This window comes from Amycolatopsis sp. NPDC059657 (assembly GCF_042734395.1).
Taxonomy (GTDB): Bacteria; Actinomycetota; Actinomycetes; order Mycobacteriales; family Pseudonocardiaceae; genus Amycolatopsis.
Window position 1 is genome coordinate 37,790 of sequence record NZ_JBHWEB010000065.1, and the last position, 17,473, is coordinate 55,262.

At 67.4% G+C, this 17,473-nt stretch carries 19 protein-coding genes; 12 read left to right on the forward strand and 7 right to left on the reverse strand.

Annotated elements, in window-relative coordinates; genetic code table 11:
- Positions 1-31: 31 nt before the first annotated feature.
- Positions 32-2,602, reverse strand: a complete 2,571-nt coding sequence (pepN, locus tag ACFV15_RS29925) for an aminopeptidase N (RefSeq protein ID WP_378354363.1) — start codon at positions 2,600-2,602, stop codon at positions 32-34.
- 160 nt (positions 2,603-2,762) lie between these two features.
- Here pepN and ACFV15_RS29930 point away from each other — a divergent pair, with 160 nt between their 5' ends.
- Positions 2,763-3,374 carry a DsbA family protein gene (locus tag ACFV15_RS29930; RefSeq protein ID WP_378354365.1) on the forward strand — a complete coding sequence of 204 codons (612 nt, stop codon included), beginning with the start codon at positions 2,763-2,765 and terminating at the stop codon, positions 3,372-3,374.
- On the opposite strand, the gene ACFV15_RS29935 is transcribed toward ACFV15_RS29930, so the two are convergent.
- Together ACFV15_RS29935 and ACFV15_RS29940 are read right to left on the reverse strand one after the other, a co-directional pair.
- The gene (locus tag ACFV15_RS29935) at positions 3,337-4,164 is read right to left on the reverse strand and encodes an MBL fold metallo-hydrolase (RefSeq protein ID WP_378354366.1); all 828 of its coding nucleotides are present in this window, start codon (positions 4,162-4,164) and stop codon (positions 3,337-3,339) included. The two genes, ACFV15_RS29930 and ACFV15_RS29935, sit on opposite strands and share 38 nt — an antisense overlap.
- The gene (locus tag ACFV15_RS29940) at positions 4,161-4,790 is read right to left on the reverse strand and encodes a 2-phosphosulfolactate phosphatase (RefSeq protein ID WP_378354368.1); all 630 of its coding nucleotides are present in this window, start codon (positions 4,788-4,790) and stop codon (positions 4,161-4,163) included. The genes ACFV15_RS29935 and ACFV15_RS29940 overlap by 4 nt, the downstream gene beginning before the upstream one ends.
- A gap of 76 nt (positions 4,791-4,866) precedes the next feature.
- Between ACFV15_RS29940 and ACFV15_RS29945 the strand changes: the two genes are divergently transcribed.
- On the forward strand, positions 4,867-5,337 hold the full coding sequence (locus ACFV15_RS29945; protein WP_378354370.1) for a ribose-5-phosphate isomerase: 471 nt from the start codon (positions 4,867-4,869) through the stop codon (positions 5,335-5,337).
- Positions 5,337-6,146 carry an Fpg/Nei family DNA glycosylase gene (locus ACFV15_RS29950; protein WP_378354372.1) on the forward strand — a complete coding sequence of 270 codons (810 nt, stop codon included), beginning with the start codon at positions 5,337-5,339 and terminating at the stop codon, positions 6,144-6,146. The genes ACFV15_RS29945 and ACFV15_RS29950 overlap by 1 nt, the downstream gene beginning before the upstream one ends.
- Before the next feature lie 54 nt (positions 6,147-6,200).
- On the opposite strand, the gene ACFV15_RS29955 is transcribed toward ACFV15_RS29950, so the two are convergent.
- Together ACFV15_RS29955 and ACFV15_RS29960 are read right to left on the reverse strand one after the other, a co-directional pair.
- Positions 6,201-6,992: a hypothetical protein gene (locus ACFV15_RS29955; RefSeq protein ID WP_378354373.1), complete on the reverse strand. Its 792-nt coding sequence runs from the start codon at positions 6,990-6,992 to the stop codon at positions 6,201-6,203.
- 95 nt (positions 6,993-7,087) lie between these two features.
- A complete protein-coding gene (locus ACFV15_RS29960) occupies positions 7,088-7,915 on the reverse strand; it encodes a class I SAM-dependent methyltransferase (protein WP_378354374.1) in 828 nt (275 codons plus the stop codon).
- 60 nt (positions 7,916-7,975) lie between these two features.
- On the opposite strand from ACFV15_RS29960, the gene ACFV15_RS29965 reads away from it, so the two are divergent.
- The 3 genes from ACFV15_RS29965 (at position 7,976) to ACFV15_RS29975 (ending at position 11,174) form a co-directional block, all read left to right on the forward strand.
- Entirely contained in the window at positions 7,976-8,845 is an 870-nt protein-coding gene (locus ACFV15_RS29965; RefSeq protein ID WP_378354375.1) for an LLM class F420-dependent oxidoreductase, read from the forward strand.
- Positions 8,846-8,855: 10 nt separating this feature from the next.
- A complete protein-coding gene (locus ACFV15_RS29970) occupies positions 8,856-9,314 on the forward strand; it encodes a nuclear transport factor 2 family protein (protein WP_378354376.1) in 459 nt (152 codons plus the stop codon).
- A 234-nt stretch (positions 9,315-9,548) separates the two neighbouring features.
- On the forward strand, positions 9,549-11,174 hold the full coding sequence (locus tag ACFV15_RS29975; protein WP_378354378.1) for a carbohydrate-binding protein: 1,626 nt from the start codon (positions 9,549-9,551) through the stop codon (positions 11,172-11,174).
- A gap of 49 nt (positions 11,175-11,223) precedes the next feature.
- On the opposite strand, the gene ACFV15_RS29980 is transcribed toward ACFV15_RS29975, so the two are convergent.
- Positions 11,224-12,015, reverse strand: a complete 792-nt coding sequence (locus tag ACFV15_RS29980; RefSeq protein ID WP_378354380.1) for a lysozyme — start codon at positions 12,013-12,015, stop codon at positions 11,224-11,226.
- Positions 12,016-12,425: 410 nt separating this feature from the next.
- Between ACFV15_RS29980 and ACFV15_RS29985 the strand changes: the two genes are divergently transcribed.
- Positions 12,426-13,262 (forward strand): hypothetical protein, encoded by an 837-nt coding sequence (locus ACFV15_RS29985; RefSeq protein ID WP_378354382.1) that lies wholly within the window; start codon positions 12,426-12,428, stop codon positions 13,260-13,262.
- 66 nt (positions 13,263-13,328) lie between these two features.
- Here ACFV15_RS29985 and ACFV15_RS29990 read toward each other — a convergent pair whose 3' ends face one another.
- On the reverse strand, positions 13,329-14,006 hold the full coding sequence (locus ACFV15_RS29990) for a GntR family transcriptional regulator (RefSeq protein WP_378354383.1): 678 nt from the start codon (positions 14,004-14,006) through the stop codon (positions 13,329-13,331).
- A 352-nt stretch (positions 14,007-14,358) separates the two neighbouring features.
- Here ACFV15_RS29990 and ACFV15_RS29995 point away from each other — a divergent pair, with 352 nt between their 5' ends.
- The 5 genes from ACFV15_RS29995 to ACFV15_RS30015 all read left to right on the forward strand — a co-directional run.
- Positions 14,359-14,616: a helix-turn-helix domain-containing protein gene (locus ACFV15_RS29995; protein ID WP_378354384.1), complete on the forward strand. Its 258-nt coding sequence runs from the start codon at positions 14,359-14,361 to the stop codon at positions 14,614-14,616.
- Positions 14,616-16,652 (forward strand): type IV secretory system conjugative DNA transfer family protein, encoded by a 2,037-nt coding sequence (locus ACFV15_RS30000; protein WP_378354386.1) that lies wholly within the window; start codon positions 14,616-14,618, stop codon positions 16,650-16,652. Before ACFV15_RS29995 ends, ACFV15_RS30000 begins: the two co-directional genes overlap by 1 nt.
- Positions 16,649-17,038, forward strand: a complete 390-nt coding sequence (locus ACFV15_RS30005) for an SsgA family sporulation/cell division regulator (protein ID WP_378354388.1) — start codon at positions 16,649-16,651, stop codon at positions 17,036-17,038. The genes ACFV15_RS30000 and ACFV15_RS30005 overlap by 4 nt, the downstream gene beginning before the upstream one ends.
- Positions 17,035-17,265, forward strand: a complete 231-nt coding sequence (locus ACFV15_RS30010; protein ID WP_378354389.1) for a hypothetical protein — start codon at positions 17,035-17,037, stop codon at positions 17,263-17,265. Before ACFV15_RS30005 ends, ACFV15_RS30010 begins: the two co-directional genes overlap by 4 nt.
- Positions 17,262-17,473: hypothetical protein (locus ACFV15_RS30015; protein ID WP_378354391.1), on the forward strand; the 212-nt coding region annotated here is incomplete at its 3' end. The genes ACFV15_RS30010 and ACFV15_RS30015, both read left to right, overlap by 4 nt.

The following is a 17,473-nucleotide window of genomic DNA, read 5'->3' on the forward strand; positions in this document are numbered from 1 at the left end:
CGATCTGACGAAAGCCACTTTCGGGGTTCGGCTAGGCCTGGTGGGAGTCGAAATCCCGGGCGGCCAGCGCGCGCACGATGCCCGCGCGGCCTTCGGAGACCAGGCGACGCAGCGCGGCGGGCTGCTCGCCCGTCAGCCAGGCGTCGGCCGCTTCCACCGTGGACGCCTCGACGGCCCACGACGGGAACAGGCCGACCACCGTCGGCTGGGCGCGCTCGCTGGAGCGGCGGGCCCAGACCTCGTCGATCACCTCGAAGTACTTCGCGACGTACGAGCCGAGCAGTGCCTTCTGGCCGGGGTGCGAGAAGCCGGAGATCAGCGAGTCGCTCACCGCGTTCGGCAGTGCGTCGTCGTAGACCGCGCGCTGCCACGCGTCGGCCTTGGCCTCCTCGGTCGGGCGCAGCGCGCGTGACCGCTCGGCGTGACGGCGGCCCGCGGCCGTGTTGTCCGTCGCGAGTTCGGCGTCGATCTCGTCTTCGCCCGCCTTGCCGTGCGCGACGAGCGACTGCAGCAGCCGCCAGCGCAGGTCGGTGTCGACCGTCAGGCCTTCCAGCGGGGCGGAGCCGTCGAACCAGCCCCGCAGCACCGCCAGCGTCTTCTCGTCGAGCACGGAACCGGCCAGCGAGTTGACGAACGCGAGCTGGTGGTCCGAGCCCGCCTCGGCCGTCTGAGCCAGCTCCAGCAGCCGCTGCGTGAACGACGGCCAGCCCTGCTCGCGCGCCCAGTCCTGGTCGGCGTACGAGTTGAGCGCGGTCTGCGCCTGCAGCAGCAGCCGCTGCACGACGCCGACCTCGCTCTCGGAGTGGATGCCGCGCGCGATGAGCGTGACGAAGTCGCGGGCCTTCAGCTCGGCCTCGCGCGTCATCTCCCAGGCCGCCGACCAGCACAGCGTGCGGGGGAGCGGCTCGGTGATGTCGGCGATGCGGTCGATCAGCGTGGTCAGCGAGGCCGGGTCGAGACGCATGGTGCAGTACGTCAGGTCGTCGTCGTTGACCAGCACGAGCTTGCCCGCCGCGGTGCCGACCAGTTCCGGCACTTCGGTGCGCTCGCCGTCGATGTCGAGCTCGACGCGGCGGATACGAACGATCTTGCCTTCGCCGTCCTCGTCGTAGACGCCGACCGCGACGCGGTGCGTGCGCAGCTCACCGGCGCCCGGCTTGGCGCCGGTCTGCACGACCGCGAACGAGCGGTAGGTGCCGTCGGTGTCCACTTCGTACCGCGGGCTGAGCGAGTTGAGGCCGGTCGTCTCCAGCCACTGCGCGCTCCACCACGAGAGGTCGCGGCCGGAGGCTTCCTCCAGCGCGGACAGCAGGTCGGCCAGCGTCGCGTTGTTCCACGCGTGCTTGGTGAAGTAGACCTTCAGGCCGTCGAGGAAGTGCTCGAGGCCGACGTAGGCCACGAGCTGCTTGAGCACGCTCGCGCCCTTGGCGTACGTGATGCCGTCGAAGTTGACCTCGACCGCGTGCAGGTCGACGATGTCGGCCGCGATCGGGTGCGTCGAGGGCAGCTGGTCCTGCCGGTACGCCCACGACTTCTCGATGTTCGCGAAGCTCGTCCACGCGTTCTTGTACTCGGTCGCCTCGGCCTGCGCGAGCACGCTCGCGAAGGTCGCGAACGACTCGTTCAGCCACAGGTCGTCCCACCAGCGCATGGTGACCAGGTCGCCGAACCACATGTGCGCCATCTCGTGCAGCAGCGTCTCGGCGCGGCGCTCGTAGGCGTAGCGGGTGACCCGGCTCCGGAAGACGTAATCCTCCAGGAACGTCACGGCGCCGGCGTTCTCCATCGCGCCCGCGTTGAACTCGGGCACGAACAGCTGGTCGTACTTGCCGAACGGGTACGGCGTCGCGAAGTTCTGGTGATAGAAGCCGAAACCCTGCTTCGTCTCGGTGAACAGCCGCTCGGCGTCCATGTGCTCGGCGAGCGAGGCACGGCAGTAGATGCCCAGGGGGATGGTGGCGTGCTCGTCGGTGTACTCGTCACGCCACTCGGCGTACGGACCGGCGATCAGCGCGACCAGGTAGGTCGAAAGCCTCGGCGAGACGCCGAAAACGGTGCGAGCGGCGCCTTCCGGAGTCTCCTCCACGGACTCGGCGAGCGCGTTCGAGATGATTTTCCAGTCCTGAGGCGCGATCACGGTCAGCCGGTAGACCGACTTCAGGTCCGGCTGGTCGAAGCACGCGAACATCCGCTTGGCGTCGGCGGTTTCGAACTGGGTGTAGAGGTAGACGCTCTCGTCGACCGGGTCGACGAAGCGGTGCAGGCCCTCACCGGTGTTCATGTACCGGCAGTCCGCGACGAGCACGAGTTCGTTGGACTCGGCCAGCTCGGGCAGTTCGACGCCCTTGTCTTCGATGTAGGCCGAGACGTCGAGCTCGACGCCGTTGAGGGTCGCGGAGCGGACGCTCTCGGCGACGATGTCGATCCAGCTGCGTTCACCCGCACGGTTGCTGGTGAACCGGACGGTGGTCGTCGACAAGAAGGTCTTCTCGCCGGGACCGCCGCGACCGTCGGTCAGATCGAGTTCGATGTCGTAGGACTCGACCTCCAGCAGCTCGGCGCGCTGCTTGGCTTGGTCGCGGGTCAGGTTCGGGGCGGGCACGGGCACCTCTGGTTGTTGGTATCGGTTTTCGGTAGTGGTTACTGGCATCCAATCATGTGGACACGCGCACTGACGACCGGGAACAAGCGTCGCTCTGATGCTGTTGGCTCGCAGTGTGGGGACGGTCCCGACAAGCCAGTTGTTTCCAGGGAGTCATCGAATGTCCGAGAAGGTGAAGGTCGACTTCTATTTCGACCCGATCTGCCCGTTCGCGTGGATCTCGTCGCGGTGGATCCTCGAGGTCGAAAAGCATCGTGACCTCGACCTCCGCTTCCGGATCATGAGCCTGTCCGTGCTGAACAGCGGCCGCGACGAGCTGCCGGAGCAGTACCGCGAGCTCATGGAGAAGGGCTGGGGCCCGGTCCGCGTCGCCACCGCGCTCGCCAAGTCCGAGGGTGAAGAGGCGCTGCGCGGCTTCTACACCGAGTTCGGCACGCGCCACCACAACGGCGGGGTCAAGGACTATGACGTCGTCATCAAGGAGGCGCTCGCCGCCATCGGCGCGCCCGCCGAGCTCGCCGAGGCCGCGAACTCCACCGAGTACGACGAGGCGCTGAAGAAGAGCCACCACGAGGGCATGGACCCGGTCGGCATGGACGTCGGCACGCCGACCATCCACATCGACGGCGTCGCGTTCTTCGGCCCGGTGCTCACCTCGATCCCGCGCGGCGAGGACGCCGTCAAGGTCTTCGACGGCGCTCGCCTGCTCGCGGGCTACCCCGACTTCTTCGAGCTCAAGCGGACTCGGACGGGCGAGCTGAATTTCGACTGAGCGCCGCCCTGGTGACGTCCTCCGGATAAGGGGAGCGGGCGAGCGCACTGACTACGGTGAGCTCGCCCGCGGTCACCGCGGCGTCGAGCACGGACAGCGAAGCCATACCGTCACGATGCTCGGCAACGAAGGCCGGACCGACAGGTTCGCCATGGCCCGGCACGACTATTTTCGGGCATAACGCCAGAATCCGGTCAAGTGCGGCAGGCCAGTTCGTCAAGTCGTTGTCGACCCCGAACGAGTCGGCGGTGAACCCGGCAGGCCCGTTCTCCACGGTGTCGCCCGCGAAGACGACCCCCGCGTCCGGCACGTGGACGACCAGGTCATGGTCGGTGTGCGCGTGCCCGAGGTTGATCAGCACCGCCGTGCGGCCGCCCAGGTCCAGCGTGACCTCGGTGTCCACGACCCGGTCCGGCCGCTCGATCTCGGTGCGCTCCAGCGCGTCCGCGATCTCGGGTTTCCCCTGCTCGAGGTAGGACTTGGCCCATTTGCGCCGGGCGTCGTCGCCGAAGCTGTCGAGCTCGGCGCGGCAGCCTTCGGCCGCCCAGACCTCGCACGGCAGGAACGGCGTCGTGCCGAAGGCGTGGTCGAAGTGCGCGTGCGTGTACGCCACGATCCAGGGCAACGGCGTGATCTCGCGGACGGCCGCGGCGAGTTCGGCGCCCTGGTCGACGTCGCCACGGGTGTCGATCACGAGGCACTTCTCGGCGCCGACGACGAGCCCGACGGTCAGGTCGAGTTCCTCGTAGCGGCGGGCGTAGACGCCCTCGGCCAGTTCCAGCCAGGTCAAAGCTTCTCCAGGATGTCGTTGTTGAGTATCGGGACGGTCGTGCTGACGTTGACGGCGGCCGCGAGCGGGATGTCGGCGCCGTGGCCCTTGTCGATGAGTTCTCGCCCGGACGAGCATTCGGCGAGTGCTCGCTCGACGTCGGTCGCTTGATAAGCAGCGGAGGCCAACGCGGCTTCTGGGGACTTGCTACGGCTGAGTGCCGTAACGATCGCTCCCGCGCCGAGGTGATCTTCGACGCAGGGCCGGAGCGGGCCGTCGACCACACCCCAGCGCTCGCCGGCCGCGATGACACCGACCGGGCCGGTCCCGGCGAGTGCGTTCGCGGCCTCGGCGACGGCGGTGGCGTTGCGCAGGCAGCCGACCAGGACGATCGCGCCGGTTTCCTTCGCCGCCGCGGTGAGCGTGGGGCCGTTCGGTGACGGCAGGTCGGTCAGCCCGGGGGAGTCGCCGATGGCCGCGGGCCTCGGCAGCCGCGCGCCCGAGTGCCAGGTGAGCGGTCGCACGCCGCCGCCACGGCCGAGTATCAGATCGACCGTGGTGCTGAACGAAAGCACATCGACGATCACCAGCACGGCGCAGGCGGCGCCGAGCGTCTCGACGCCTTCGCGGCCCCATTCGAGCCTCACGTCAAAGCCGTCTTGGCCCCAGTAGCCCACCCCCACAGCATGCCCGCCCGATGGCCGGATGGCAGACTTCCGCACTGTGCGTGTCTATCTGGGATCCGACCATGCCGGTTTCGAACTGAAGAACCACCTGGTGGCGCACCTGCGCGAGCAGGGCCACGAAGTGACCGACATCGGTCCGCACGTCTACGACGCGGCCGACGACTACCCTGCGTTCTGCATCGAGACCGCGCGCCGCGTGGTCATCGACGAGGGCAGCCTGGGCATCGTGGTCGGCGGTTCGGGCAACGGCGAGCAGATCGCGGCGAACAAGGTCCGCGGCGCCCGTGCCGGGCTGGCCTGGAGTGTCGAGACGGCGAAGCTGACCCGCGAGCACAACCATGCCCAGCTCATCGGCGTCGGCGCGCGGATGCACAGCGTCGAAGAGGCGACCGCGATCGTCGAGGCCTTCCTCGAGACGCCGCCGTCGCCGGAGGAGCGGCACGGTCGCCGCGTCCAGCAGATGCTCGACTACGAGCGCACCGGCACCCCGCCGGCACTGCCTGCCTGATGCCCGAAGGGCACACGCTCCACCGGCTCGCCAAGGCCCACCAGCGCCGCTTCGCCGGCGCCCCGGTGGCCGTCAGCAGCCCACAGGGCCGGTTCGCGGCTGAAGCGTCTCTTGTGGACGGTCAGGTACTGGTCCGCGCCGAGGCGTACGGCAAGCACCTGTTCCACGACTACGGTCCACATGGGACAGTCCATGTCCATCTCGGGCTGTACGGCACGTTCAGCGAGATGAAGCTGCCGGTGACCGAGCCGGTCGGCCAGGTGCGGATGCGGATGGTCGGCCGTACCCAGTGGGCGGACCTGCGCGGCCCTACTCGCTGCGAACTGCTGACTTCGGGTGAGGTCGACGCCATCATGGCCCGCCTCGGGCCTGACCCGTTGCGCCGCGACGCCGACCCGGACAAGGCCTTCGCCCGCATCTCACGGTCGAAGACCTCGCTCGCGGCGTTGCTGATGGATCAATCGGTGCTCGCCGGCGTCGGCAACGTCTACCGGGCCGAGGTCCTGTTCCGGCACGGGATCGCGCCGATGGTGCCCGGTCGTTCCTTGGATTCCGCGCTGTGGAAGGACATTTGGTCCGACCTGGTGTTCCTGATGCGTGACGGCGTGCGCACCGGCCGCATCGACACGGTCGCCCCGGAGCACCTGCCCGAGGCGATGGGCCGCGCCGCTCGCGAAGACCGCCATGGCGGCGAGGTCTACGTCTACCGCCGCGCCGGGTTGCCGTGCTACGTGTGCGGCACGCCGATCGCGCACTCGGAACTGGTCGGCCGCAACCTCTACTGGTGCCCGAAATGCCAAGGGTCGTGAGTGTTTTCGCCGGTTAGAACCGGCAATACCACTCACGACCCTTGAGCTGCGAAACTAGAAGTCGAAGCCGCCGCCGAAGTCGCCGCCGCCGTCGAAACCGCCACCATCGAAGCCGCCGCCGTCCCAGCCGCCGCCATCGCCACCGCCCATGTCGGCGCCGGCGTCACCGCCACCGCCCGCGTCCATGGCGTCCGCCTGGCCCGCGTCATAGCCCGATTCCCAGGCCGAGGCGCTCGCGATGCCGCCCATGCCGGAGAACATCGCGCTGAACAGGAACATCGAACCGATGCCCCAGGCGCCGGCGACGAGCGCGGGCTTCCACCACGGCTCGCTGTACCAGCCCTGCGGGACCGGACGACCCGCGACGCGGCCACCGGGGTAGTAGTACGGGGTGTTGTTGCCCGCCTCGGGCGAGGCCTCGTAGTGCTGACCCTCGACGTCGACGCTGCGGTACTCGGTGACCTTGCCCGCGCGCTCGCGCTCGGCGTCGTCCGGCAGCGCGGGGCCGGGGTCCATGCCCATCGCCACGCGCGCGGCGCGCACGTAGTACAGCCCCTCGACCGCGGTGTCCTTGACCAGTCGGGCCTGCTCGATGGTCTTGGCCTGCTCCATCTGCGAGCCTGCCGCGTTGTAGCGCTCCGCCGCGTCCGCGAGCGCCTGCTGGGAGGCCGTGTCGGTGCCGCTGAGGTTCAGCACCTGGCCGCCGAGCCGCTCCATCAGGCGGCGCGCGTCGGCCTTGGCGTCGTCCAGCTGCTGCTGGCGGGCGGCGGCCCGCGACTTCGCGAGGTACATGCCGCCGCCGACGACAAGGACGAGGAGCACGATCAGGAAGATCGCGGTGCCCATGGGTCACTCCCGGGTTCTTCGAAGCAGAGCCTTTGAGTCGGACAACGCGGACGGTACGCCGGAGGTTCCCGATGAGGCCCAGGGCACACCGGGGATTACCCGGACGTGGCACACCGCCCGGTGAGCACCTTCACCGGCACGTCTTCGACGAACGGCCCGCCGCCCAGCGCCGCCCGCAATGCGGCGTCGAAATCCGCCCGCTGCTCGTCGGTCAGCGCGTCCAGGTTCGCCGCCGAATACAAGGACCCGATCACGTCGTCGGGCGTGTGCGCCTCCGTGTAGTCGAACCGCTCCTCTTTGACGTCGGTGAAACCGGCCGCGCGCAACGCCTCGGCATAGCCCGCGCGTGCCGTGTCGTCGGTCCCGCAGCCGGACAGGTCGGGCTTTCCCAGGTATTCGGCCGAAACCTCGGCCAGTGCGTGCGACCACGGCGTGTCGTGCGTCCACATCGGAATGCCGTTAGCGGTCACCGCGACGCCACCGCCGGGGCGCAGCAGGCGAGCCAGCGCCGCGAACAGCGGCGCGGGCTCCATCCAGTGCAACGCCGAACCGATCGTCGCCAAGTCAAGACTTTCCTTGCCCAGCAAGGTTTCCAGTGTCGGCACGTCCGTGTCGGCGCCGAGCAGCCAGGTGATGTTCGACGCCGTGCTTCCGGCGCGTGCCTGCGCGAGCATGTCGACGGACGGGTCCATCCCGATCACCGCGCCCGCCACCTCCGCGAACGGGTACGCCAGCTGCCCGGTGCCGCAGCCCAGGTCGAGCACCCGCGACCCGGCGCCAACGCCGAACGCGGCCGCCAGATGCCCGATCACGTCCGGCCGGTAGCCCCGCCGGTGCTTCGCGTAGTTGTCGACCGTGTCACCCGCGAAGATCCGCACTTTCCCCATGCCGCCGAGCCTGCCGATCATCGCGCTGCCGGGCAACCGATTCAGCCGACGGCGATCACTGGCGGAGAAAACTAGAACACGTTATAGTCCGGAACCATGAAGTTCACGCTCTCGGTCGCGATGAATCCGCTGGAGCACTTCGCCGACCTCGCCCGCACGGCCGAGGAGTGCGGCTTCTCGTCGATCGCTTTGCCTGACTCGCTTTTCTACTCCGAGACGGTCTCCGCCGACTATCCGTACACCCCCGACGGCAGCCGCTTCTGGACCGAAGAGACCCCCTGGTCCGACCCGCTGGTCGCCGCCGCGGCGATGGGCGCGGTGACCAGCGAGATCGAGTTCTACACCTCGGTGCTCAAGCTCGGCTCCCGCAATCCGGTGCTGCTCGCCAGGCAGGTCAACTCGGTCGCGACGCTCACCGGCGGCCGGTTCGGGCTCGGCCTCGGCGTCGGCTGGTCGCCGGAGGAGTTCGAGTGGTGCGGCGCGCCGTACGAGCGGCGTGGCAAGCGCGTGGACGAGGCGATCGACGTGCTGCGGCTGATCCTCGACGGCGGGATGGTCGAGTACCACGGCGAGTTCTTCGACTTCGGCAAGCTCCGGATGAGCCCGACGCCGCCGAAGCGCGTCCCGTTCTACATCGGCGGGCACACCGACGTCGCGCTGCGCCGCGCCGTGCGCGTCGCGGACGGCTGGTCTTCGGCGATGATGAAGTTCGACGATCTGCGCGAGACCATCGAGCGGCTGCGTGCCCTGCTCGCCGAAAGCGGGCGCGCGGACGATCCATTCGAGTATCAGGCCGTCTGCATCGACAAGTTCGGCCTGGACGGCTATCGCGCGCAGGCGGAAATCGGCGTCACCGACATCATCACCATGCCGTGGGTGTTCGACGGCATCGGCTTCGACGGTGAATTGAACGCCAAGAAGGACTCCATCAAGAAATTCGGCGACGAGATCATCTCTCGATTTTAAGGAGCGCGCCGTGGGTGCCGAAGTGTGCTGGGATCCCGCTGCCGAGCAGCCCGCGGCCCGCCAGGCCGCCTGGCGGTCGATGAACGCGGTCTGCGCCGGCGACAAGGACGCCTGGGTCGCCTTGTTCGCCGCCGACGCGGTGATCGAGGACCCGGTCGGCCCCTCGATGTTCGACGCCGAGGGCAAGGGGCATCGCGGCGCCGACGCGGTGGCCGCGTTCTGGGACCTCACGATCGCACAGGTGGAGCGGTTCGAGTTCGTCATCAGGGATTCGCACGCCGCCAACGACGGCCGCGAGGTCGCCAACGTCGGCACGATCACCACCTACCTGCCGGGCGGCTATGTCGTCGACACGGACGGCGTGTTCGTCTACCGCGTCGGCGAGGACGGGCTCATCCGCTCGATGCGCGCGCATTGGGAGACCGACCGCGCGCTCGCGACCGCCCGCCAGGTCGAACACGGGAAGTAACCGGGCAGGACCGGTCACCTGTGGAAGTGTCACGCGGACGGCGGTGCGCCGACTCCGTTTCGTAAGCCCCCTTTACTAATGTGGTTCAGACCTCCTACCTTTACCACTGGCTCAAAGTGGCGCAGGGACATTTGTCGGATTAATGGGTGCAAGCCGTCATGCATCCATCTGATCATTCGACGTTTCGGCTGCTTTCGGGTCGTAGTGACCACCCAGTGGAACCTAGGAGTACGAATGTCGGCATCCCCCCTGCTGCGAAAGCTGGCCACGGCCGCCGCGGCAGTTCTCGCGCTGAGCGCGGTGTCTTCGGCCACCGCTTGGCTGAGCGTCCCCGAAGAAGCACTCGCCCTGGAGAACGGCCTCGCCAGGACACCGCCGATGGGCTTCAACAACTGGAACACGACCGGATGCCGGGCGGAGTTCAACGAGGCGATGGTCAAGGGCATCGCCGACATCTTCGTGAACAAGGGCCTCAAGGACGTCGGTTACCAGTACGTGAACCTCGACGACTGCTGGGCGCTGCCGAGCCGTAACTCCAAGGGCGACCTCCAGCCCGACCCGAAGCGCTTCCCCAACGGCATCAAGGCCGTCGCCGACTACGTCCACTCGAAGGGCCTGAAGATCGGCATCTACACCAGTGCCGGCACCAAGACCTGCAACACCGCCGGTTTCCCCGGCGGCCTCAACCACGAGCAGCAGGACGCGAACCTCTTCGCCTCGTGGGGCATCGACTACCTGAAGTACGACAACTGCAACAACCAGGGCGTCGACGCGCAGAAGCGCTACAAGGCCATGCGCGACGCGCTCAAGGCCACCGGCCGCCCGATCGTCTACTCGATCTGCGAGTGGGGCAAGAGCGACCCGAAGATCTGGACCTGGGGCGAGCCGGTCGGCAACCTGTGGCGCACCACCGGTGACATCTCCGACAACTGGTCCAGCATGATCGGCAAGGCGAAGGCGAACCGCGTGCTGTCGCAGTACGCCGGTCCCGGGCACTGGAACGACCCCGACATGCTCGAGGTCGGCAACGGCGGGATGACCCCGACCGAGTACCGCACCCACTTCAGTTTGTGGGCCGTCATGGCCGCGCCGCTGCTGATCGGCTCGGACCTGCGCAAGGTCAACGACGACACGTTCAAGATCCTGGAGAACAAGGACGTCATCGACGTCGACCAGGACAAGCTGGGCAAGCAGGCCACGATCACCAGCAACAGCGGCGGACTGGTCGTCTACAACAAGGTGCTGGCCAACGGCGACCACGCGGTGGCGTTGTCGAACGAGACCGGCGCGACCGCGACCATCAGCACCACCGCGTCCGCGATCGGCATGGGCGGCTCGGCTTCGTACACGCTGAAGGACCTGTGGACCAAGTCCAGCAAGAACACCACGGGCGCGATCAGCGCCTCGGTGCCGTCGCACGGCACCGTGCTCTACCGCGTCTCGAAGAGCGGCGGCACCCCTCCCGGTGACACCGTCCGCTACGAGGCCGAGTCGGCCACCCTCTCCACCGGCGGCACCATCGACTCCAACCACGTCGGCTTCTCCGGCACCGGTTTCGCCAACGGCACCAACGCCGCCGGCAGCTACGTCGAGTGGACCGTGAACGCGGCCGCGGCGGGCCAGGCGACGCTGGACTTCGGCTACGCCAACGGAACCGTGACCGCCAGGCCGGTCGACATCTCGGTCAACGGGACGGTCGTCGCGTCCGGGGTCACGTTCCCGGGCACCGGCGCTTGGACCACGTGGAGCAAGATCTCGCGCACCGCGAACCTGGCCGCGGGCTCGAACACGATCCGGATCACGGCCACCACGGCCGACGGCCCGGCGAACCTCGACTACCTCGACGTGACCACGGCTTAAGGACTCGTGAGCGTTGCGGGCGGTCAGAACCGCCCGCAACGCTCACGACTCAGTCGTGGTTGCGGGCGAAAACTTGTAGTTGGCTGTAGGGGCCGTTGAACAGGTTCTGGTCACCGGGGAAGCGGCCGGCGTCCGCGTGCTGCCAGAACGTGTAGTACGTCCAGTTGTACGGCAGTGGCCCTGGGCTCGACGCGTAGTTCGCGATCCACAGCGCGTTCGTGTCGGCGAAGGCGCCCTGGGTGCCGACGCACTGGCGCCACCAGGTGGTCGACGTGTAGATCACCGGTCGCTTGCTGGTCCTGGCGTAGTAGGCGTTGCTGAAGTCGCGGATCCAGCCAGCCATCGAAGCCTGGCTCAAGCCGTAACAGGTTGCGCCGTAAGGGTTGTACTCCATGTCGAGCGCGCCCGGCAGCGTCTTTCCGTCGGCGGACCAGCCACCCCCGTTGGCCAGGAAGTAGTTCGCCTGCGTGGCGCCGCTCGACTCGTTCGGCAGCGCGAAATGGTAGGCGCCGCGGATCAGGCCCGCGTTGTAGGAACCGTTGTACTGCTGGGTGAAGTAGGGGTTCCGGTACCCGGTGGACTCGGTCGCCTTGATGATGGCGAAGCGTGCGCCCGCGTTGTACGCGGCCTGCCAGTCAACGTTGCCCTGGTAACTGCTGACATCCATGCCGGGCACCGTTTCCCCGGCTGTTCGGATGGCGCCGTTGGTGGTCTGGCGGCCCTCGTGCTTGGCGATCTGTGACCCCATCGCGTGGTCACCGGGCGCGGCGGCGTTGGCGGTCGTGGCGCTGGTCAACGCGACCGCGGCCGCGGTCAGGCAGAGCAGGATCGTCCTTTTCATGTGCACCCCAGTCAAGTCGTGCGCGGACAACTGGCTCATCGTGCAGCGCGCGGACTGGGCGGACAAAGACTTTCAAGCACCGCTGAAATGAGTCGTGAGTGTTGCCGGCGGCTAGAACCGTCCGCAACACTCACCACATTTATGGGGGGGTTTTCAGGGTTTTTAAAAGCGACCCACCCCACCCAAAGACTCGGGCACGCGGTTCTCTGGGTATACACAGGTCGCTCCAGTGCTGGTCAGCGCGCTTCGAGCAACCTCTGAGTCACCCTGAAACGGTACGAACTGAGACGGAAACTGAGACGGGCCCCCGACGCCGTCGGAGCCGTCTCGGCTCGAACTGGTCGTCTTCGGTGCCGTCCGAACGTGGTACCCGACTAGGGCCAGGCCCCGAGTTGCGCCACGATGGCCAGGTGGCTGATCTGATACTGACGGACGAACGTCGACGCGACTTGCTCGCGCTGCTTGATGACGAGCAGCGGCTGAAGAGCACGTACCCGAAGCTTGCCGAGTATCTCGATATGGCACCAGGACTGGCCGGCACCGGCAACGACCAGGCCGATGCCGCTTTTGACCTGCGAATGCTGCACTACGTCACCGGTGGTGCTGCCGAGAGCAGCAATCCCTACTGGGACATCGTCGGCCCGTCGGTTACCGAGCGGAACGGTCGTCGAATCGTCGACGGAGGACGCGTTGACGGCAGCGCCAGGCTGGCATTCGCTGAGACTGTGCTGCAAGACGCCTATGCGTACGCGGTGCCCTCACCTGAAACGCTGACGTGGATTCAGGCCCTGTGCGCCGGGCGGACGGTCGTCGAGCTGGGCGCCGGCCGCGGCTACTGGGCAGCGCAGCTTGACCGCTTGGGGCTCGTGGTGGAGGCGTATGACATCGACCCGCCCCGCAAGGGCGAGAATCCGTCGTTCTCCGCGAACGGTGAGGGCGTACAGGCTTGGCGGGCGGTCGACGGTATGGCCGAGTACGCCGCCCGTGGTTCGGTCGATAGTGAATCGGTGCTGTTCTTGTGCTGGCCACCGGGCTGGGGAAACACGATGGCGTCAGAAGCCCTGCGCGGATTCGCAGAGGCAGGTGGTCGAAGGTTGCTGTTCGTTGGTGAACCCAAAGGTGGAAAGACCGGCGATGATGGGTTTTTCGATGCGCTAAGCGAAGGCTGGAATCTCGAATCCGAAGATGTCCACTTTGTGAGCTGGTGGAATCTTTCCGACGTTGGTCAATTTTGGACCCATCCGTAGAAAAGCCGTCGGGCTGCCTGTGTGGAACGAGGCAGCCCGACGGCAATGGCGGTGGATGTCTGAGTCCTATTCCTCTGCAGGCTTGAGTGACATGCGAAATACGAACTTGGCGTAGCGGTCGCGTGGGTACGAGATCTTAGACGCCATCACCACGCGGCCTGCGCTGTCAGTGAACTTTTGCTCGACGCTCCACGCGAGATCGCCCGGAGACGTCTTGAGCCACTCGGCGTGTGCGGGCGACGGAAGCGCCTCCGAAACGGCCTCTTCGAGGTCCTCAGCGGACGCTATTCCTGAAATACCCAATGGCTGATACGTGTCTGAAATGGAGATCGCTCGCCGGTCTTCCATGCCGCGTGTTACGGTTCGCGTGACGCGAACCCCAGGGGAAATTCCGAGTACGTTTGCGACATCTTCGTCCGCCTCGACTTCTTCGGTTTCGCGCTCGACGCGGATCTTCTTGTCGGACTCGTTCCCGAACGTTGTTTCAGCATCCTGCATTTGATGCTCAGGTGAAACTCGAACGAGGTTAGGTCGACTAGTTACGAACACGCCCCGGCGTTGAACTGTTCGGACGAGGCCCAGATTCTGTAGCAGCTCAACAGTTTTCCGGGCAACGATAGGGGATACGCCGTTCTGCTCAGCGATTTCCGCGACGCTCGGGAGTTGCATTCCGGCAGGTAGCTCGCCGCTTCGAATTCGGCGAGCGTAGCCGCTGGCAATTGAGACGTACGCCGGTTCCGCCATGTGCGGACCCCTTCTGCTCGGTGAGTGGACAACGCGGAGAGCATACCCAACTGCGTATACATAGGCGACCGCTCATGGGTTGAAGTGTGCTAGCTGCCTGAAATCCGGCTGGCTACAGAAGTTTGCGAACGGGAATAATTGGGCGTTTGTGCAGGTGGAAGCCGTGATTCGCGGGACCGGCGCTCTGGGTATACCCAACTGTGCATGCGCAGAGCTTGTGGGTATACCCAGTTGGGTATACCTTGAGAAAGCAGCAACCGCCGAGCAGCTAGCGAGGGTGCTGAGGACAGCAAAAAACCCTGGTCAGTGCGTCACCACCAACCAGGGCAAGCACCGAAACCTTGGAGAAACGATGCAGGTTGAGAGTACCCGGCTGTACCGGGTTCGAACGGTGGCCGATGGCTTCGACGTCTCGGTCGCGACGATCTACAGGGCAGTGGAGTCCGGCGCGCTGCGCGCGATTCGCTTGGGCGCGGGGAAAGGCACTGTGCGAATCCCCGGCGACGCACTCAAGGAGTACGTCGAGGCATGCGAGTTGGCTGCGGCAACCCGCGCCGGTCAGCCCGCTGATGGCGACGCAGTGCATTTCGCCGCTGGGGGTGCGGCCTGATGCGTACCTTTGGTGCCGCCTTGGTGGCGGCTGTGCTGATCTTCTTGGGTGTGGCGTTGAGCGACGCGCACGTCAAGGTCGCGGTCATCTGGCCGTGGTTGGTCACGCTGGGCGTGGCTGCGGCGGTGTTTGGTGCTGCTGAGCTCGCGCGGGGCAACCTGGCTCGTGCGTCGGTGGTGTCGGCTGGCTTGGTTGGTCTGTCGGTGTGGTTCGCGGGCTGGGTTCCGGTGGAGACGCCGGGGTACGGCGCGTGGCCGTGGGGCCTTATGGGACTGCCGGTCCTACTGTTCGGCCTGGTCTCCGGTTTGCGTGGTCGGCGTGGTTCGAGTGGGCTGATCAGTAGGTGGTCGCGTCGTTCGCGGCGTAACGGTGGTGTGGCGTCGCGGTGGCAGATCTGGCGGGTGGCGTCGGCGTCGGCGATGCGTCGGAAGGCGAAGGTGCTCAAGCCGTCGCTGCGTAGGGCGATGTGGTGGACGCGGCGGCGGGTGCCGGTGATCGAGTACGCCACGCCGATCGCGAAGGTCGGCTGGCAGAAGATCTGGTCTCCGGCGGAGGACGTGACGACCCGCTTCGGTGGTCCACGTTCGGGTAAGACCGGTGAGCTGGCGTGCCGGATTCTGGACGCGCCGGGCGCGGTGATCGCCACCTCGACCCGCACGGACCTGATCGACTTGACCGCGAAGCTGCGTGAGCGGCGCGGCCCGGTGTACGTGTTCAACCCGTCGGGGCTGGGCAAGCTGCCGTCGACGATCACCTTCGACCCGCTGTCGGGGTGCGCGGACCCGGTGACCGCCCTCCATCGCGGGGCGGACCTGATCCCGGCTGACGGCGGGGATCCCGAGCGTGAGCACTGGATCAAGCTGGCTCGCCGTGCGCTGGCGACGTTGCTGCACGCCGCCGCGGTCGGCGACCTCGCGATGACCGACGTGGCCGACTGGGTCGCGGACCCGGAAGGCTCCGCGGATGAGGTGCTGCGCCTGCTGCGCCGCTCGCCGGAGCCGGCGTTCTCGACCGCCGCGCAGCAGTTCCTGACCACCAACGACCGCACGCGGTCGTCGATCACGACCACGATCACGCCCGCGCTGGAGTGGCTGACCGACCCGAACGCGAAAGCCGCCGCGGCACCGGGGGGCACGTTCGACGTCGCCGAGCTGCTGGAGCAGCGCGCGACGGTGTACATGCTCGGCGCCGAGGAGGGCCACACCGCGTCGTTGGTGGCTGCGTTGACCTCGCACTTGGCGCGGGAGGCTCGCCGGATCGCGGCCGAGTCGCCCGGCGGGCGGCTGGACCCAGCGCTGACGTTGGTGCTCGACGAGGCCGCGCTCGTGTCGCCGGTGCCGCTGGACAAGTGGACCGCCGACATGGGTGGCCGCAACGTCACCATCCACATCGGCGCGCAGAGCAGGGCTCAGCTGCGTGACCGGTGGGGCAACACCGGGTGCGCGGCGATCATGACGAACTCCGCGACGGTGCTGATCCTTGCCGGGGCCCGCGATGACGAGGACTTGAAGGCGTATTCGCTGCTGACGTCCGAGCGGCACGAGATGGTCGAGACCGAGGACGTCGACGGGCATGTGACCGGGCGGACTCCGCAGCTGGTGCCGGTGCTCTCGCCGGGGCAGATCTCGCAGCTGCCGGAGCTGCACGCGGTGATCGTGCGCCGGGGCATGCCCGCCGCGATCGGGCGCCTGCAGATGGCGTGGAAGCGCCGCGACGTCAAGGCCATCGAGCGGCAGGAACGCTGGATCGAGCTGCGCGAACGGATCGTCACGCGCCGCGATGAGTTCACCGAGCGGTTCGGCGCGTTCGTCGACCGGGTCGCCGACAAGGTCAACCCGTGGGTCGAGCGGATGCTCGACCGCCTCAGCGGCACGAAGACGACCAGCGACGACCCGAGCGGCGCGTGGCGGCCGGTGATCTCGGCCGACGCGACCCGGCTCGACGAGGACCCGCTCGCGCGGCTGGACGCCGAGCTGTCCGCGGTGCCGGGCGACCACACGACCAGCGACGACACCACCGAAGGCGGTGTGCGATGAACGCATTGACGATGCGCATTCAGGCGAGCTTGCCTGTCGGGAACGCGGAACTGGTGGCGACTTATCGACCGCAGGAGCCGTTCGGTGTACTGCTGGACTTCTCCGAGCTGTACCCCGACACGGAGTGGATGGTCAGCCGCGACCTGCTGGCCGCCGCGCTGAGGCACGGGCACGCTGGCCACGCCGTCGGGGCCATCCACGTCACTGCGCGCGGTGACCTGGTGGTGCTCGCCCTGACGAGCCCGACGGGCACGGCCACGGTCGTGTTCCGCCGCGATGACGTCGCCGAGCTGGTCAACCGCACACACCGCTTGGTGCGCCCCGGCGATGAGTCTCTCGTTCTGGACTGGTCGGACATCACCGACTTTCCGGGGGTGTCGCTGTGAACACGCCACCGAACCCCACCACCGACGTGATCACGCGGCCGAGGGTGTGGCTGGTCGCCGGACTCGGCGCCGCACCCGAACCCGCCGATTGCCCGCAGGTGCGTGACGGGCTGATGCGGTGCTGGTGCCACGGCCTCGACGGGCAATGGCACACCGCCGACGGTCGCCACCACGCGGCCTGGTCCGACCTGCACAACCGCTTCGACCTCGTGGAGGTGACCCGATGAGCACCGACCCGAACGGGACTTTCTCCCGATCGCACGTACAGGCCGTGATCGACGCGATCGCCCGCCAGGTGACCGATCCGGCGGACGCGCCGTTGTTCGCGACCACGCGGGCACTGGTGGACATCGTCGTGTGGCGCGTTGTGCACGGCCAGACCGTCGAGCAGATCACCCAATTCCTCGCCGACAACGTCACCCCGGACGCGGCGTC

What these genes read in the sequence shown, in the direction of transcription:
- ACFV15_RS29980 (WP_378354380.1), bottom strand. Translation starts at nt 12,015, where the DNA reads ATGAAAAGGACGATCCTGCTCTGCCTGACCGCGGCCGCGGTCGCGTTG.
- ACFV15_RS29990 (WP_378354383.1), bottom strand. Translation starts at nt 14,006, where the DNA reads ATGGCGGAACCGGCGTACGTCTCAATTGCCAGCGGCTACGCTCGCCGA.
- ACFV15_RS30005 (WP_378354388.1), top strand. Translation starts at nt 16,649, where the DNA reads ATGAACGCATTGACGATGCGCATTCAGGCGAGCTTGCCTGTCGGGAAC.
- ACFV15_RS29995 (WP_378354384.1), top strand. Translation starts at nt 14,359, where the DNA reads ATGCAGGTTGAGAGTACCCGGCTGTACCGGGTTCGAACGGTGGCCGAT.
- ACFV15_RS29955 (WP_378354373.1), bottom strand. Translation starts at nt 6,992, where the DNA reads ATGGGCACCGCGATCTTCCTGATCGTGCTCCTCGTCCTTGTCGTCGGC.
- ACFV15_RS29930 (WP_378354365.1), top strand. Translation starts at nt 2,763, where the DNA reads ATGTCCGAGAAGGTGAAGGTCGACTTCTATTTCGACCCGATCTGCCCG.
- ACFV15_RS29950 (WP_378354372.1), top strand. Translation starts at nt 5,337, where the DNA reads ATGCCCGAAGGGCACACGCTCCACCGGCTCGCCAAGGCCCACCAGCGC.
- ACFV15_RS29965 (WP_378354375.1), top strand. Translation starts at nt 7,976, where the DNA reads ATGAAGTTCACGCTCTCGGTCGCGATGAATCCGCTGGAGCACTTCGCC.
- ACFV15_RS29975 (WP_378354378.1), top strand. Translation starts at nt 9,549, where the DNA reads ATGTCGGCATCCCCCCTGCTGCGAAAGCTGGCCACGGCCGCCGCGGCA.
- ACFV15_RS30000 (WP_378354386.1), top strand. Translation starts at nt 14,616, where the DNA reads ATGCGTACCTTTGGTGCCGCCTTGGTGGCGGCTGTGCTGATCTTCTTG.